Here is a 15513-nt window from a genome sequence, read left to right as displayed (position 1 = left end):
GGCTTGTCCCTCCCCAGCCGCAACAGTGCTGCGCGCAAGGCGCTCTTGTGGGTGCTCCTCCTGGTGTCGGGGAGCATCCTGCTGTTGCGCCAGCCGTTCACCTGGGATGCCGCGTGCACCGCGGCGCGCAGGCACCTGCCGGACCTGCTGGGCGTGGACGTGGGCATCGGCCGGTGCGAGCTGGATCCGCTGGGCTCGCGCGTGGTGCTGCACGGCGTGTCGGTGTTCGCGCGCGGGACGGACACGCCGCTGTTCGCCGCGGACGAAGCCGAGGTGGCGCTGGGCTTCCTGTCGCCCCTGTCCCGCCGCCTCATGCTGGGCCACGTGCGCGTGCGCCATCCGCGCGTGGCGCTGGATTTGTCCCGGCCTTCTTCAAGCCCGCCTTCCTCCGGCGGGACGTGCCCGCTCACGCCGCTGACGCGCGTGGGCGTGGGGCGCGTGGACGTCACCGGCGCGGAGGTGCGCCTCGCGCTGCCGGACGGGCGGGGCGTGGAGGTGGAGAACCTGAACGTCGGGTGGGTGGAGCACTGGGGCGTGATGGAGCTGGAGGTGGGCGCGCGGCGCGGCGTGGTGCGCCTGGGCGCGGGCGGCGGCGAGCTGGCGCTGGGGCAGCTGGCCTTCACCGGCTCGCTGGACCCCGACGAGGGGCTGCTGGACGTGGAGCGCGCGGAGGTGACGCTCGACGACGTCACCGCCACGGTGTCCGGCCGCGTGGAGACGCTGTGCCATCCGGTGCTCGCGCTGGACGCGCAGGTGTTCCTGCCGCTGCGCACGCTGTCGCAGGCGAAGCTGCTGCCGCGTCCGGCCACGGGCCACCTGTGGACGCGCCTGTCCGTCACCGGGAAGCCGTCCGCGCTCGCGGTGGGCGCGGACGTGTCCGCCAGCAACCTGGCCTATGAGCAGTACGGCCCGGTGAGCCTCAACGCGCGCATGTCCTACGCGGGGGACCGCGTGCGCGTGGAGTCGCTGGAGGCGCCGCTGGGAAGCGGCAAGGTGAAGCTGGCCGGCGAGCTGCGGCTCACGCCGGAGCTGCCGGTGGACGTGACGCTCCAGACGGAGGACGCGTCGTTCGGGCGCATCCTGGAGCGCGCGGGCGTGGCGGGTTCGTGGGTGGACTTCCCCGCGACGGCGAACGCGCACCTCACCGGGACGCTGCTGCCCCGGCCGTCCTTGTCCGGGCCGCTGGACTTGCGCACCGGCCGCTTCATGCTGGCCACGCGCGCGTTCGACGCTCCGCTCAGCGCGGGCAAGACGCTGCTCACCTTCGAGCGGGGCCGCGCGCAGACGGCCGTGAAGCTGACGGGGGACCGCGTGTCCTTCACGCGCCTCACGGTGGAGTCCGGCCGCTCGCGCGTGCACGGCGAGGTGACGCTCTACTTCGACAGCGCGCGCGGCCTGGACATCCAGGGCAACGGCGAGCTGGAGCTGTCGGACTTCGGCCACATCGCGGAGCTGCCGTGGTCCGGCAAGGGCTCCGCGAACTACTCCATCGTGGGGCCGTACTCGGACGTGAAGGTGGACGCGAGCCTGTCCCTGCGCGACTTCACCTTCTGGGGCTTCGGCCTGGGCGTGACGCAGGCGAAGCTGTCGTACTCGAACGGGCTGTTGTCCTTCCCGTCGCTCACCGGCCAGAAGGGGCGCACGCAGTACTACGGCAAGGCGGCGCTCACCTTCGCGCGCCTGTTGCACCTGCGCCTGGACGTCACCGTGCCGCAGGGGCGCACCGAGGACCTGGTGGACCTGGTGGCGGGGCTGAGCCCGTCCATCGCCGTGGTGCAGGGCCAGTTCGCGGGCGCGGCCTCCGGACGCGTGGAAATCGACAGCCCCCTGGAGAAGCTGGAGGGGCTGGTGGCCTTCGAGCTGCGCGACACCACGTACCTGGGCCGCCGGCTGGGCGCGGGCTCCGCGCGGCTGCGCTTCGTGGACGGCAAGGAGATGGTGCTTGCGCGCACCGTGCTGGATGGCCGCATGGGGCGCACGTGGGTGGAGGGCTCGTTCGGCTTCACCGGGGGCGCGCTGGACTACCGCTTCGGCGGAGAGAACCTGTCGCTGGCGGAGGCCGTGGGCCCGGAGACCGCGGAGGAGATGGGCATCCAGGGCACGCTCGCGCTCGAGGGCACGGTGGCGGGCTCGGCGGACAAGCCCGACATCCAGGCCACGCTGAAGGGGCCGCGCATCACCTTCGCCTCGCGCGACCTGGGCGCCATGGACCTGGCGCTGCACCAGGAGGGCAAGCAGCTGCGCATCACCGGGCGTCCCTTCCGCGACGCGCAGGGCTCGCTGTCCATGACGGTGAAGGAGCCCTACCTCTTCGAGTCCACCGTCGACCTGCTGCTGCCTGAAATCAAGCCGCTGTTGCCGCAGGTTCCGGCGCTCGCGGGCGTCACCGGCATGCTCGCGGGGCGCGTGACGCTGCAGGGCCCGCTGTTGCAGCCGGAGGCCTACCAGGTGGCCGCCACGGTGCGGGAGCTGACGCTCGCGCGGGGCGACCTGCGCGGCCGCAACCAGGGCCCGCTGGTGCTGTCGTACGTCAACGGGCGGCTGGACGTGCAGCCCTTCCGCTTCAGCGGCGCGTCCGTGGACGTCACGCTGGGCGGTTGGATGAGCAAGCGCGCCATGAACATGAGCCTGCGCGAGGGGCGCATGGACGTGCGGCTCCTGGAGCCGCTGCTCCCCGGCATGGAGCGCGTGGGCGGCCAGCTGCGCGTGGACGCGGAGGCGACGGGGCCGCTGGACGCGCCGTCGGTGGTGGGCTCCGCGGAGCTGTCCGACGTGCGGATGTCCATGCGCGACCTGCCGCTCACCGTGCGCGGCATGTCCGGGCGCCTGGAGCTGACGGGCCAGCGCGTGCTGGTGGAGCACCTGCAGGCCCAGGTCAACGAGGGACAGGTGTCCGCGCGCGGCGACATCCGCCTGGAGCGCTTCGTGCCCAAGCGGCTGGCGCTGACGCTGCAACTGGACGCCGTGCCGTACCGGATGACGGAGGACCTGCCGCTCACCGTGTCCGGCCTGCTGCAGGTGGTGGGTCCGGCCACGGGGCCCACCGTCACGGGCGGGCTGGACATCATCAAGCTGCGCTACCAGAAGCCGCTCGACATCGAAGCGCTGCTCAAGACGATGCAGAAGAAGCCGCAGCTCACCCTGGGCGGTGGAGGCGAGCGCGCGAGGGACCCCTTCTTCACCTGGGACGTCAACGTGCACTTCGGCGACGTGCGCGTGGACAACAACCTGGCGAAGGCGCGGCTGCTGGGCGACGTGCGGTTGACGGGCACGGACGTGAAGCCGGGGCTCCTGGGCCGCGTGGAGGCGGCGGAGGGCAGCCAGGCGTTCTTCCGCAACAACCTCTTCACCATCGACCAGGGGCAGCTGGAGTTCCGCGACGCGTCCGGCATCGACCCGGTGTTCGAGGTGCAGGCGCAGACGTCGGTGCGCGAGTTCGTGGTGAAGCTGCACGCGTTCGGCCGGCCGTCCAACCCGCTGGTCGTCCTGTCGTCGGAGCCGGTGCTCACGGAGGGCGACATCCTGTCGCTGCTGACACTGGGGGTGACGAGCGCGGACAAGGACACGGCCGCGTCGGCGAGCTACGGTCTGGCGGCGGAGGCCCTCTTCAACGTGTCGGGACTGGACCGGCAGGTGCGCCGGTTCCTGCCCAGCAACCCGGTCCTCAGGGATTTGTCCCTGCAGATCTCCACCACCTACAACGACGCCACCCGGCAGGCGGAGCCCACCGCACAACTGGAGTCGAAGTTCCTGTCCGAGCAGCTTAAAATCGGGATGACCCAGCCCGTGAGTGGGCGTGGCACCCGGGCACGCGCTGAGTACCGCTTCGACGACCGTCTTTCCGCACAGGCCCAGTGGGACAACGAGAACAGCCAGGCCTCTTTCGGAAACCTCGGGCTCGAGCTGAAGCTGGGCTGGGAGGTCGAGTAGCCGCGCTGGCCGCGGTGCTGCTCCTCGTGTGCGCGTTCCCCGCGCTCGCGGCGCCCGTAGGCTCCGATGACGACGCGCCGGCCGTGGTCGCCGTGGAGCTGCACCTGCCGGAGGGCATGTCGTCGGACGGGCTGTCGGGGCTCGTCACGCTGCGCAAGGGCCAGGCGCTGACGCCCGGCGCGGTGCGCAGGTCGGTGGAGCAGCTGTTCGCCACGGGGCGCTTCGCGGACGTGGTGGCGCTCACGCAGGACGTGCCAGGTGGGGTGCGGCTGGTGTTCCAGCTCACGCCGCTGCCGCTCCTGTCCGACGTGTCGGTGCGCGGCAACCAGGTCCTCACGTCCGGGGAACTCCTGGAGGCGAGCGGCCTGCTCCAGGGCGGACCGCTGGACCCGGAGGAGCTGGACTCGGCGGCGGAGGCCGTGCGCGAGGCGTACCAGCGCAAGGGCTACGACGCCGTCGACATCCAGGTGCAGGAGCGGCCGGTGCCCGCGGGCGGCGTGGCGGTGACGCTGGTGGTGTCGGAGGGCAAGCCCACCCGCGTGCGGCAGGTGACCTTCTCCGGCAGCCCCGCGCTGCCCCTTCCGCGCCTGGTGGAGGCGCTGGGGATGAAGCCCGGGGAGGTGTTCGACCGGGCGAAGCTGGACGGTGGGCTGGAGCGGCTGCGCGCGCTCCTGCGTGAGGGCCAGCACTGGCGCGCCTGGGTGGGCACGCCCACCGTCGTGGTGGAGGACAGCGAGGCGTCCGTGGCGGTGCCGGTGTCGGCGGGGCCCGCGTTCCACCTGCGCTTCACGGGCAACCGCCGCTTCCCGGATTCACTCCTGACGCGCGTGGTGGCCTACGACGGCGAGGAGGCCATGGACGAGTCCGTCGCCGCTCGGCTCGCGCGGCGGCTGGAGGCGTTCTACCGGCGGCGCGGCTTCCACGACGCGCGCGTGCGGGCGCTGGAGAGCATCCGGCCGGACGGCGACGCGGCGGTGCTGGGCTTCCAGGTGGACGAGGGCGCTCCGCTGCGCGTGACGGACGTGCGCTTCCACGGCAACGCGGCGATGTCATCTCCCGTGCTGCGCTCCATGCTCACCAACCAGGTGGCGGTGCTGGAGACGTGGCCGGAGCTGGACCTCCCCATGCGCGAGGATCCGCTGGAGACGGAGGGGCGCGAGCGGCGCTTCGACTCGAGCGTGGTGTCCCCGCCGGACCCGTCCACGGTCTACGTGGAGGACGCGTGGCTGGAGGCCGCGGACGCGATGACGACGGCGTACCGCGAGCAGGGCTTCGCGGCCGCGCAGGTGACCTTCCGGGGCCTCACGGTGGACGCGGTCCGCCACACGGCGGAGGCGGACTTCGACGTGGAGGAGGGGCCCCGGGCGCTCCTGCGCGAGCCTCGCTTCGAGGGCATGCCGCCGGAGGTGAACCCGAACTGGGTGACGCTGCTGTTGCCCGCCGGTCAGCCGCTGAGCTTCGAGAAGGTGGACCAGGCCCAGGCCGCGCTGGAGCGGGGGCTGGGCCGCGAGGGCTACCTCTTCGCGCACGTGAGCAACGCCGTCTCGGTGGAGGAGAACGGCACCTCCGCGCAGGTGACCTTCCGCGCGGATCCAGGGCCTCGCGTGCGCGTGGGACAGGTGCTCCTGCAGGGGCTGACGCGCTCGGATCCGGACGTGGTGCTGGCGCAGCTGGACTTGAAGCCCGGCGCTCCGCTGTCCGTGGAGGCGCTGGCGGAGGCGCAGCGCCGGCTGTCGCGGCTGGGGCTGTTCCGTCAGGCGGAGGTGTCGCTGGCGGACCCCAACCGCCGCGAGGCCTCCAAGGACGTGCTGGTGACGGTGCAGGAGCGCCCGCGCATCGACGGCGAGGTGTCCGGCGGCTACTTCCTGGTGGACGGTCCGCGCATCACGCTGGACACGGCCTGGCGCAACCTGGATGGCCGGGGGCTGAACCTCCTGGCGCGCGGCAAGGTGAACTACGCGGGCGCGAGCGCGGAGGCGCTGTCGTCCTCGCGGCTTCCGGCCGGGTGCTCCACGGGGGAGCTGTCCGGCGAGGCGTGTGACTCTGATTTGGACGGCTTCAGCGGCCTGGGCGGGCGCGGCAACCTGGCGCTGTCCCAGCCCCGGCTGTCCTTCCTGGCGCCGCAGGAGATTGGCGCTCGGCTGGACCTGATTGGCGAGCGCGTGCACCGGCCGTCGTACCTGTCCACGCGGTTCGCGGCCGTGCTGGGCGCGGACTGGGCGCTGGCGTCGTGGGTGAACGTGTCGCTCCAGTACGAACTGGAGAACAACCGGCTGCGCTCGCGCGGGGGTGTGCTGGAGCTGATCAATCGCGCGGACCAGGAGCGCCTGCGCTACCCGTACGGTGACTTCGCGCTGCACTCGCTGCGCCCGTCGCTGACGCTGGACTTCCGCGACGACCCGGCCAACCCCCGGCGCGGCATGGTGCTCAGCAGCAGCGTGGAGTTCATGCGCGGCATCAGCGTCCACCCCACGGACGTCGCGGGCAACCGCGTGCCGGAGTTCCCCATCGACGGCGTGAAGCTGTCCGGCAGCGTGAGCGCGTACGCGCCGCTGGGCCGCCGCGCGAGCGTGGCGGTGAGCGCGCGCGCGGGCACCATCGTGCCGCTGACGACGGGGGCGCAGAACATCGGGTCCAAGCTGTTCTACCTGGGCGGCTCCTCCAGCCTCCGGGGCTTCCGCGAGGACGGCGTGCTGCCGCAGGACGTGCGCGAGGTGCTGCACCAGCGGCTGAACGCGTGCCGCGCCGTGATTTCCCCCGCGGGCTGCCCGGATGACCTGAAGGCGGTGCTCGCGGGGCAGGTGCCCGCGAGCCAGGGCGGCGAGCTCTTCACGCTGGCCAAGGCGGAGCTGCGCGTGCCGGCCATCGCGTCGGTGGACCTGGGGCTCTTCTTCGAGGCGGGCAACCTGTGGCAGGACCGCACGCTGTTCGACCCGGGCGTGCTGCGCTACGCGGCGGGCGTGGGCCTGCGCTACGTGACGCCCGTGGGCCCGCTGGCCTTCGACGTGGGCTTCAACCTGGACCGCGACGAGGCGCTCAACGAGGCTCCCACGCAGTTCCACTTCAGCATCGGGACGTTCTGACCGGAGGCCTTCGTCCATGCGAACCCACCGCGCACGCCATGGAGTGCTGGCCCTGCTGGGCCTGTTCGCGCTCGCGTGTCAGCACGGCCCGGACGCCGCCGCGAAGGCGCCGCGCCCCGCGTGGATGCCGCCGGAGGGCAGCTGTCCCCGAGGCGCTCAGCTGCAGATGGAGCGGCTGGGGCTGAAGGTGGGGGACCGCATCCCCGTCATCGTGGACAGCATCCAGGACCACCCGGGGCCGGCCCGCTACAACTACAGCTTCGTCATCGCGCTGCCGCAGGCGGAAGGGGAGGCGAAGCTGCCGGGGGCGCGCATCGGCGGGCGGCTCTACGTGACGAAGCACCGCGTCTTCGGCCGGTATGATCGCATCTTCACCCCGGAGAGCGGCGCCACGTCCGTGCCCTTCTGCGGCGTGCTGCTGGACTCGCGCTGGGACAAGGACGGCGAGGGGCTCATCGCGTACCCCAGCCCCATGAAGGGCTTCTCCGTGGTGCAGGACAACACGGGCGTCATCCAGGTGGTGGACCGCTACCCGTAAGGCCCGCGCCTTCAGTCCACGTGCAGGGTGTAGGAGCGCTCGTCGGAGAAGAGCAGGTCCCCGACGCCGAGCCGGAAGGTGAAGTCGCCCGGGGTCATGGGCTTGCCGGAGAGCGTGCCGTCCTTCGTGTCCAGGAGGATGCCCGGAGGCAGCGCTCCGTCCTTCACGCTCCAGGTGCCCGTGCCGGAGGCGCGCACGGTGTAGCTGTAGTCGGAGCCCACGCGTCCGCCAGGCACCGCGCGCGACAGCAGCTTGATGTTGAGCCCGGCCTCCGTGAGGGTGATGGAGAGCGTGCCCGTCGTGGACTGGGGCGGCGAGTCGCTGTCCGTCACGACCACCGTGAACACCTTCGTCCCCGCCTGGGTGGTGGCGCCGCCGAGGGTGCCGTTGGTCGCGAGCGTCAGGCCCGCGGGCAGCGACTGCTCCGGCGCGAGGGCGAAGCTGTACGGCGCCTTGCCTCCCGTCGCGTAGATGCGCTCGCTGTAGGTGCGGTTGTTGATGGCGTCCGCGAGCGGCTCCGGACCCGCGACGCGCAGCAGCGCACGCACGCGCAACAGCAGGCTGCCGCTGGCGCTCTTCGTGGGGACGCTCCGGTCGGACACCTTTACCGGGATGACCAGGTCCCCCGCGCGCGTGGGCGTCCCGGTGATGCGGCCGTCGGTGTCCAGCGCGAGGCCCGTGGGAAGCTGCGCGGTGGCGGTGAACAGGTACGGCGGGGTGCCGCCCCGGGCCTGGAGCTGCGCCGAGTAGGCGACGGTCTCGATGGCCTCCGTCAGGCTGCTGGACTCCAGCGCGAGCGCGGTGGGGCCAGCGTCCTCGCCACCGGCGTCAGGGCTGCCCGCGTCCGGCACGCCGGCATCCGTGTCCGCGCCGGCATCCACCCCCTGCGTGCCGGCATCCACGTCCGGGCCCGCGTCCGGATCCTCCGGAGGGTTGCCGGGCCCGTCGCAGGACGCGCCTTCACCACAATCCGGCAGACAGCGGTTCTCCGGCGTGAGGCACCACGTCCCGGACGGGCAGCCTCCGGCCGGGTCGCACGCGGCGAAGCGCGACAGGTCCGGCGCGAACGTGCACGCCCCCAACGTCAGGACGGCGGCGCTGGTCAGCACGGCGAGCAGCTTTCTCATGGCAGCTCCCAGATGAAGGACACCGCGCCTCCGGCGCCGAGCAGCGCGCCCACGCCCAACAATACGTTGGACGTCCGCGCCTGGTTCCGGCCTTTTCGGAGCTGCGATGAGAAACAGGCCGCGAAGGACTCACCGGCGGTGGCGCACTCGCCGCCGTTCTTGGACAGCTTGGACTCCGTGCTCCGCGACGCCAGCCCGAAGCCCACGCCCGCGAGGAGCGCCGCGCCGCCCGCGCCCCACAGCACCTTGGGCAGCATGCGCGAGCCCTGGGGCTCCCGCGTCGCCCGCGCCGTCGTCCTGGGGGACCAGACCTGCTCCAGCGCCTTCTTCGCGCGCGCATCCGCTTCGCCCGGCGCCGTGGCGGGGGCCTCGAACTGCGCCCGCGCCTCCGTGCCTCGCGCGTCCGTCACGGTGAGCGCCACGCTGCGCTTGCCTCCCACGCCCAGCGCCACGCCCCGCACCAGCTTGCTCGCGCCCAGGGCCGAGGCCTGCGCGCTGCGGCACTCCGCGTCGCCACACGCCGCCAGCGCGTCGCCCGAGCCGCGCAGCCGCGCCAGCGTGTCCTCGCGCGACTCCAGGCACGCGTCGGGCATCGCGGCCACCGCGCGCCGGGTGGCCTCTTCCAGCTCGCGGGCGTCCGCGGACGGCAGGGCCAGCCTTTCGAAGGGCACCAGCACCACGCGCGTCCCCGTGTCACACGGAGACGTCACGCGCAGGAGCAGGAGCATCAGGGGCGCGACGGGAGTCATGGCACCAGGGCGGCGTCGGCTTCGGCTTCATCCACCGGCTGCGGGATGCCGAGGCTCGCCATGTAGCCCTGGTAGAAGCGCGGACCGAACGGCACGGAGAAGAGCTTGTCGCGCATCGCGTCCTGCGCGGCGCCCCGGCTGGCCACGCTGACGTCGTGCCAGGGCAGGCCGCCGGCCTCCACCACCTCGGAGGCGCGGGTGATGGAGAACGTGGCCTCCCGGCCGCGGCTCCTCAGGTAGTAACCCTTGCCCACGGGCAGCGACACCACCAGCGGACGCTCGCGCTCCTTGTGCAGCTCCACCAGGCGGATGCCGCGCGCGTCCTCCACCCACAGCCGGCCCGAAAGCCCCGTGGGCACCAGGAGGTAGCCCAGCGACGAGACATCCTTCAGGTCCGTCAGCGCGAACGCCCGGTCCTGCGCGGGCGGCTGGATGAACACGTCCGGCTGGCCCCGCACGTCGTCGATGCCCTGGCTCGCCGCGGCCACGAAGGCCCGCAGCTCCGCGTAGTCCACCTTGCCGTCCCCGTTGACGTCGCCCGCGCCCGACAGCGCCGAGCGCACCAGGTGGCTGAAGACGCCGGAGCGGATGGCGCTCCACTCGTGGCTCTCCCGCTCCGACGACGTGGACAGCACCACCCCCACCTGCGGGTAGCGCGCCAGCGCGCGGTCCGACAGGAGCCCCTTCACCGCCTCCGCGTACGCGGGGCCCACCGGCAGCGCGCCGCGCGAGTGGACGAAGAAGTACGAATCACACGCGTCCACGATGAGCTGGAGGAAGGACGCCTTGCTCGGCGCGATGACGCGCGCGTACAGGTCCGTGCGCGTCAGGGGCCCGTCCAGCAGGCTCACGGCGCCTTCGCCCGCGGCGCCGCGCTTGCCGTGGCCCACGAACACGAACGTCAGCACCGGCACGTCGCCCTTCACCCGGTCCTCCGCCATGCGGGCGTTCAGGCGGGTGAGCGCCGCTTCCATCGCGGGACGGGTGGGCGGGCGCGTCTTCGCGGCGAGCCCCGGGTGCAGGGCCTGCGTCTCCGCGTCCAGCACGCTCAGCAGCACCACCTCGCGGGAGCGGGGGGCGAACAGTTCGTAGTACCGCGCGCCGTCGTCGTCCGCGTAGTTCAGCGGCGCCTGGGACTTCTCGGTGCCCGTGTTGCTGGCAACGATGAGGGCATAGTGGACCTGCGCCGGCCCGGCGCTCGCGGCGCTCGAGGCCAGGAGGAGCACTCCCAGGGTCAGGGTCCGGCGGAGCGGCAAGGGCATGGGGGGATTGCGTTGGGGCCTGGGCAAAAGAATGCCACGGGGCGCAACCGACAATCCACCCGGCGCCGCTCGCGACAACATGCGGATGACGGGACCATAACGGTCGCGGTAAGCCCTTGAGGGATGGAGTGGGATGACGACACGCTGCGCCGCTTTCGCGAAGGCACTCCCGAGGTGCTGGCGGAGGTGTATCGCGCGCACGCGGAGCCACTCGCTCGCCTGCTCAAGGCGGCCGCATGGCGGGGCAGCTTCGCCCGCCTGAGGAACGCGATGGAGTTGGAGAACACGCTGCTGGAGACCTTCGCCCGAGCCTTCGAGCCGCGCACCCGCGCGGCCTACAACGGCACGCGTCCCTATGCCCACTTCCTGATGGGCATCGCGCGCAACGTGCTGCTGGAACAGTCGCGCGAGCGCGAGCTGGTGGGCCGGGACGAGGCCTTCGAGGGGCTCACCGAATCCTCCTCGGAGGAGGGCGGGCTGGACGAGCTGCTGGAGGACCGCGAGGTGGAGGCCCTGCTCGCGATGTTCAAGGACGGCCTGTCGCGCGAAGAGCACCGGCTGTTCGAGCTGCGCTTCGGGGAGGGGCTGCCCCAGGAGGAGGCCGCCACGGCGCTGGGCCTTACGCGCATCCAGGTGCGGCGGCGCGAGTTCGGTCTGAAGTCCCGGCTGCTGGGGTTCCTCCAGTCGAAGGGGTACCTCGAGGACCTGGAGACGCAGGGCTGGAGCTTCTTCAAGCGGCGGGGTGCGCGATGAGTGGATGCAACGACCGCCAGGCGAAGCAGGCGATGGCCGCGCTCTTCGAGAAGGGCCAGGACGGGCTGGACGCGGAGGGCTTCCAGCGCCTGCGCGCGCACCTGGCCACCTGTCCCGAGTGTCAGGAGGCGTACACGCGGCTGTCGCGCGTGGAGTCCGTGCTGGAGCAGCGGGCGCTGCCCCAGGCCCGGAGCGCGCTATTGGAGCAGGCGCTGATGGCCCGGCTTCAACCCGCCCCCGCGCGGACGGTGGTGGCGCCCGAGCGCAAGAAGTGGTTCGCGTCTCCGCTCTTCATGCCCCTGGCGCTGAGCGCCGCCGCCGCGACCGTGGCGCTGGTCGTCGTGGCGCCGTCGATGCAGCGTCAGGAGCCGGGCGTGCCGGAGTGGCAGGCGCGCTCGTCCGCTCCGGGGGAGCAGGCCTGGGGCGTGCGCGCCTTCTGCATCTCACCCGAGGGCAAGGTGCTGGCGGAGGCCCGGCCCGGCGGGACGCTGACGTGCGCGGAGGGCAACGCGGTGCAGTTCAGCTACACCGCGCCCCAGCCCGTGCGCCTGTCGCTGGAGGGGCTGCCCTCCGGAGGCGAGCCCCTGCGCTTCTTCCCGAGCGAGGGCCCGGCCCCCGAGGTCGCCGCGGGCGTGGACGTGACGCTGCCCTTCAGCACGCCCGTGCAGGGCGGGTGGCTGACGGGCCCGGTGCCGGTGCGCGCGCGCTTCACGGACGCGCAGGGCCGCACGCTCGCGGACACGCAGGTGACGCTGCAGCCGCGCTGAGCCGGAACGAACAACCCCCCTCCCGTGCGAGCACGGGAGAGGGGCGGGGACTGCCGTACCTTGTGGGGTCCGTGAGTGACTACGGACGCGGGACACGGCGATCCACTTCCGCGGTGCCGGTGTACTGCGTGGCCACGTTCAGGAAGCCCTTGAGCTGAACGCGCCAGGTGCCGGCGGGTGGGTTCGAAATCGTGACGGCCTCACCGGTGGAGGTGCCCTCGGCGCTGGTGGCGACGAGCTCCCCGTTGGGGCCAAAGACATACAGGTCCAGGTCGTAGGCCGGGTTGCCCCAGTCCGTCTTGATGCGCAGGGCGCTGGCGCCCGCGGGCACGCTGAGCGTGTGCTCGTGCTGCGCGGCCCGGAGGGACAGGTCCAGCACCGGCAGGTTGATGCTCGTCTTCACCGTGCCCGTCCACGAGGGCAGGGCGGTGGTCTGCGTGGTGTAGCGGGTGCCCGTGGCGTCATTCACCCACTTCGTCGCCGCGTAGACGTCCGCGTAGCCCGCGCCCACCTCCCACGTCTCCAGCTGGCGCGTGTTGCCCGCCGCGTCCGTCGTGTACATGGGCCGCGCGGTGGCCTGCACCGCCGCCAGCACGCCGTCCATGTCGAGCGCGGGGTTCACCTCCAAGAGCAGCGCGGCGACACCGGCCATGTGCGGCGCGGCCATGGAGGTGCCGGAGCTGGCCGCGTAGAACGGCTCCGGGTGCAGCAGGTCCAGGCCCAGGTACGGCTGCATGATGGTGGCGGTGAGCGCGCGCGCCGCCACGATGTTCACGCCCGGCAGCGTGATGTCCGGGTGGTGGAACGCGTCGCCCGGGATGCCCCGGCTGGAGAAGGACGCCAGCTGTCCCGGCGTGTCCTGGCTGAGCAGCGGGTTGGTGGCCGCCGTGGTGTCGCGCGACGTGCCGGCCGCGACGGAGATGGCGCACGGCGAGGCGCTGTACGGGTTGAGCGTGTCGGGGTCGGAGCCCTCGTTGCCCGCCGCGAACACCACCACCATGCCCAGGTCGTAGGCGCGCTTCGTCGCGATGGCGATGGGGTCCAGCGGCGCGAAGTGGCTGCCGCTGGTGCCCCACGAGTTGGAGATGACGCGCACGTTGTGCGTCTCGCGCACGTCCGGATCCAACAGGAAGTCGAAGCCCTCCAGCGCGAACAGGATGCTCATCGCATCACCGGTGCCCACGCCCAGCAGCTTCGCCCCGGGGGCCACGCCCTGGTGCCTGCCGCCGGATCGCGCGCCCGAGCCCGCGATGATGCTGGCGCAGTGCGTGCCGTGGCCGCTGGTCAGGTCGCTGTTGGGCGTGTCCACGTAGAGCGCGCCGCCAATGCCCACGTCCAACGGGGAGGCGACGACCTTCACGTTGCGCGCCACGTTGGGGAAGTCGCCGTGCGTGCCGTCCAGGCCAGAGTCGATGACGCCCACGCCGATGCCCGCGCCCGTCGTCTCATACGCGGTGCGCGCGGTGTCCGCGTGGATGTACGGCACGCTGGTGTCCAGGAAGTACTGGAGCGGCTTGTCCTCGTAGATGGAGATGAGGCCCAGCGGCTGGAGTTCCTGGCGCAGCGTGGTGATGAGCTTCGGCGTCACCGGGACCTTCAGCGCCACCATGGGCAGCGACTTGAGCGCCAGGACGTTGCCCAGCCCCAGCCCCTGCGTCAGCCCGCCCAGCGTGCGCGTGATGCCGCCCAGCACCGCGTCCAGGTTGAGCACGCCGCCCGCCGCGTTCGCGGTGTTGAAGGAGAGGATGAGCGTGCGGACCGAACCGTCCGTGTGCAGCGCGGGATCCACCACCGCCTGGCTGAGCGCCGCCTGCGTGGCGCTGGACGCATAGAGCGCGTTGCAGGCGCTGGGCGTCGCGGCCGCGGCCGTGACGATGGACCGCGAGGACGACGTGACGGCGGGTGCCTCTTCCGCCTTCGAGCCCTCGTCCTGCGGCGTGTTCGTGCCACACCCCAGGACGGCGGCGGTGGCGGCGGCCCAGCCCAGCGACAGCAGACGCTTCATGTGGTGCTCTCCCGAGGTGCGTCGCGGCTTTTTCAAAACCCGCGCAAAAGGGCTGTGTCTCGGACGGCTCCGGGTGGATCGCTGCCAAATCGGATTGTTCTGTAGTGACTGAATCCGGGGGCTTGTCCGGGAAGCAGGCCTTTCCCGCCCCGGCGGTGACAGTGTCCGGAGCGCGGACGGGCCCGGGGTAGGGCGCCGGTATACAGTCGCGGTGTGTTCTACGCGTGTGTGCGGGCGGTGGTGGCGCTGGCGCTGCGGCTCTTCTACCGGGTGAAGGTGAATGCCCCGGGTGAGGCGCCCTCCGGGCCGGTGCTCTTCGTGGGCAACCATCCGAACGGGCTCATCGACCCGGCGCTGGTGTTCATCCTCACGCGGCGCCAGGTGACGTTCATGGCCAAGGCGCCGCTGTTCAAGCTGCCCGTCATCGGCTGGCTGTTGAAGGGGCTCAACGCGCTGCCGGTGTACCGCAAGCAAGACGACCCGACGCAGATGGGGCGCAACGAGGGCACGCTGGACGCGGCGAAGGGCGCGCTGGTGCAGGGGCGGGCCATCACCATCTTCCCGGAGGGCAAGAGCCACTCGGAGCCGGAGCTGGCGGAGCTGAAGACGGGCGCGGCGCGCATCGCGCTCAACGCAGCGCGCGAGGGCGCTCCGGTGCGCATCGTCCCGGTGGGGCTCACCTACGCGGAGAAGAACGTCTTTCGCAGCGAGGTGCTCATCGACCAGGGAGCGCCCATCGACGTGACGGCCTTCCTGCCGAAGGACGCGGCGTCGGAGCAGGACGCGGTGCGCGCGCTGACGGAGCGCGTGGCGGAGGGCCTGCGCGCGGTGACGCTGAACCTGGAGCAGTGGGAGGACCTGCCGGTGGTGCAGGTGGCGGAGCAGCTCTACGCGTTCCGCCAGGGCGGCGCGCTGGACGCGGAGCGGCTGCGGCTGTGGGCGCGCGGCGTGCGGCTCTTCCGGACGCAGGAGCCGGCGCGCTACGAGCGCCTGCGGCAGGACCTGTCCTCGTTCGGCCACCGGATGGCGCTGGTGCAGGCCTCGCGGCCGGAGGAGCTGTCCGTGGAGTACCGCCCGGGCAACGTGGTGCCGTTCGCGCTGAAGACGCTGGCGCGGGGGGTGTTCGGGCTGCCGCTGTTCGCGCTGGGGCTGGCGCTGTTCGCGCTTCCGTACCCGCTGCCCCGCATGGCGGCGCGGCGCGCGGAGCTGGACATCCAGGCCACGGTGAAGTTCCTCACGGCGGTGGTGGTGTCGCTCGGGTGGTGGTGGGGGCTGACGGCGGTCGCGGCGGTGTGGGGC

At 72.3% G+C, this 15513-nt stretch carries 10 protein-coding genes; 6 read left to right on the top strand and 4 right to left on the bottom strand.

Annotated features, from left to right (window positions below; genetic code table 11):
* The first annotated feature begins 3 nt into the window (after positions 1-3).
* Genes D7X96_RS31265 through D7X96_RS31255 form a run of 3 tightly spaced genes read left to right on the top strand, consistent with a single transcriptional unit; the run spans position 4 to position 7551 of the window.
* Complete coding sequence (locus D7X96_RS31265; RefSeq protein ID WP_120551306.1) at positions 4-3930, top strand: translocation/assembly module TamB domain-containing protein; 3927 nt, start codon at positions 4-6, stop codon at positions 3928-3930.
* 14 nt (positions 3931-3944) lie between these two features.
* Complete coding sequence (locus D7X96_RS31260; RefSeq protein WP_121723348.1) at positions 3945-7013, top strand: POTRA domain-containing protein; 3069 nt, start codon at positions 3945-3947, stop codon at positions 7011-7013.
* A 16-nt stretch (positions 7014-7029) separates the two neighbouring features.
* Positions 7030-7551: a hypothetical protein gene (locus D7X96_RS31255; protein ID WP_120551308.1), complete on the top strand. Its 522-nt coding sequence runs from the start codon at positions 7030-7032 to the stop codon at positions 7549-7551.
* Positions 7552-7562: 11 nt separating this feature from the next.
* On the opposite strand, the gene D7X96_RS31250 is transcribed toward D7X96_RS31255, so the two are convergent.
* Genes D7X96_RS31250 through D7X96_RS31240 form a run of 3 tightly spaced genes read right to left on the bottom strand, consistent with a single transcriptional unit; the run spans position 7563 to position 10689 of the window.
* The gene (locus D7X96_RS31250; protein ID WP_121771409.1) at positions 7563-8678 is read right to left on the bottom strand and encodes an Ig domain-containing protein; all 1116 of its coding nucleotides are present in this window, start codon (positions 8676-8678) and stop codon (positions 7563-7565) included.
* Positions 8675-9427, bottom strand: coding sequence for a hypothetical protein (locus D7X96_RS31245; protein ID WP_121771408.1), 753 nt, complete (start codon positions 9425-9427; stop codon positions 8675-8677). Before D7X96_RS31245 ends, D7X96_RS31250 begins: the two co-directional genes overlap by 4 nt.
* Positions 9424-10689: a hypothetical protein gene (locus D7X96_RS31240; RefSeq protein WP_244219791.1), complete on the bottom strand. Its 1266-nt coding sequence runs from the start codon at positions 10687-10689 to the stop codon at positions 9424-9426. The genes D7X96_RS31245 and D7X96_RS31240 overlap by 4 nt, the downstream gene beginning before the upstream one ends.
* 123 nt (positions 10690-10812) lie before the next feature.
* Between D7X96_RS31240 and D7X96_RS31235 the strand changes: the two genes are divergently transcribed.
* The gene (locus D7X96_RS31235; protein WP_120551311.1) at positions 10813-11442 is read left to right on the top strand and encodes an RNA polymerase sigma factor; all 630 of its coding nucleotides are present in this window, start codon (positions 10813-10815) and stop codon (positions 11440-11442) included.
* A complete protein-coding gene (locus D7X96_RS31230) occupies positions 11439-12209 on the top strand; it encodes an anti-sigma factor family protein (protein ID WP_120551312.1) in 771 nt (256 codons plus the stop codon). The genes D7X96_RS31235 and D7X96_RS31230 overlap by 4 nt, the downstream gene beginning before the upstream one ends.
* Before the next feature lie 79 nt (positions 12210-12288).
* Here D7X96_RS31230 and D7X96_RS31225 read toward each other — a convergent pair whose 3' ends face one another.
* Complete coding sequence (locus D7X96_RS31225) at positions 12289-14214, bottom strand: S8 family serine peptidase (RefSeq protein ID WP_121771407.1); 1926 nt, start codon at positions 14212-14214, stop codon at positions 12289-12291.
* A gap of 213 nt (positions 14215-14427) precedes the next feature.
* Between D7X96_RS31225 and D7X96_RS31220 the strand changes: the two genes are divergently transcribed.
* The coding region (locus tag D7X96_RS31220; protein ID WP_121771406.1) for a lysophospholipid acyltransferase family protein at positions 14428-15513 on the top strand (1086 nt) is incomplete at its 3' end.

The organism is Corallococcus interemptor (assembly GCF_003668875.1).
Classification (GTDB): Bacteria; Myxococcota; Myxococcia; order Myxococcales; family Myxococcaceae; genus Corallococcus; species Corallococcus interemptor.
This window is presented reverse-complemented; position numbering and strand designations above follow the sequence as displayed.

Bases quoted from the DNA above. Each gene is read 5' to 3' on its own strand.
- D7X96_RS31255 (WP_120551308.1), top strand. From the start codon at position 7,030: ATGCGAACCCACCGCGCACGCCATGGAGTGCTGGCCCTGCTGGGCCTG.
- D7X96_RS31230 (WP_120551312.1), top strand. From the start codon at position 11,439: ATGAGTGGATGCAACGACCGCCAGGCGAAGCAGGCGATGGCCGCGCTC.
- D7X96_RS31245 (WP_121771408.1), bottom strand. From the start codon at position 9,427: ATGACTCCCGTCGCGCCCCTGATGCTCCTGCTCCTGCGCGTGACGTCT.
- D7X96_RS31235 (WP_120551311.1), top strand. From the start codon at position 10,813: ATGGAGTGGGATGACGACACGCTGCGCCGCTTTCGCGAAGGCACTCCC.
- D7X96_RS31225 (WP_121771407.1), bottom strand. From the start codon at position 14,214: ATGAAGCGTCTGCTGTCGCTGGGCTGGGCCGCCGCCACCGCCGCCGTC.
- D7X96_RS31240 (WP_244219791.1), bottom strand. From the start codon at position 10,689: ATGCCCTTGCCGCTCCGCCGGACCCTGACCCTGGGAGTGCTCCTCCTG.
- D7X96_RS31250 (WP_121771409.1), bottom strand. From the start codon at position 8,678: ATGAGAAAGCTGCTCGCCGTGCTGACCAGCGCCGCCGTCCTGACGTTG.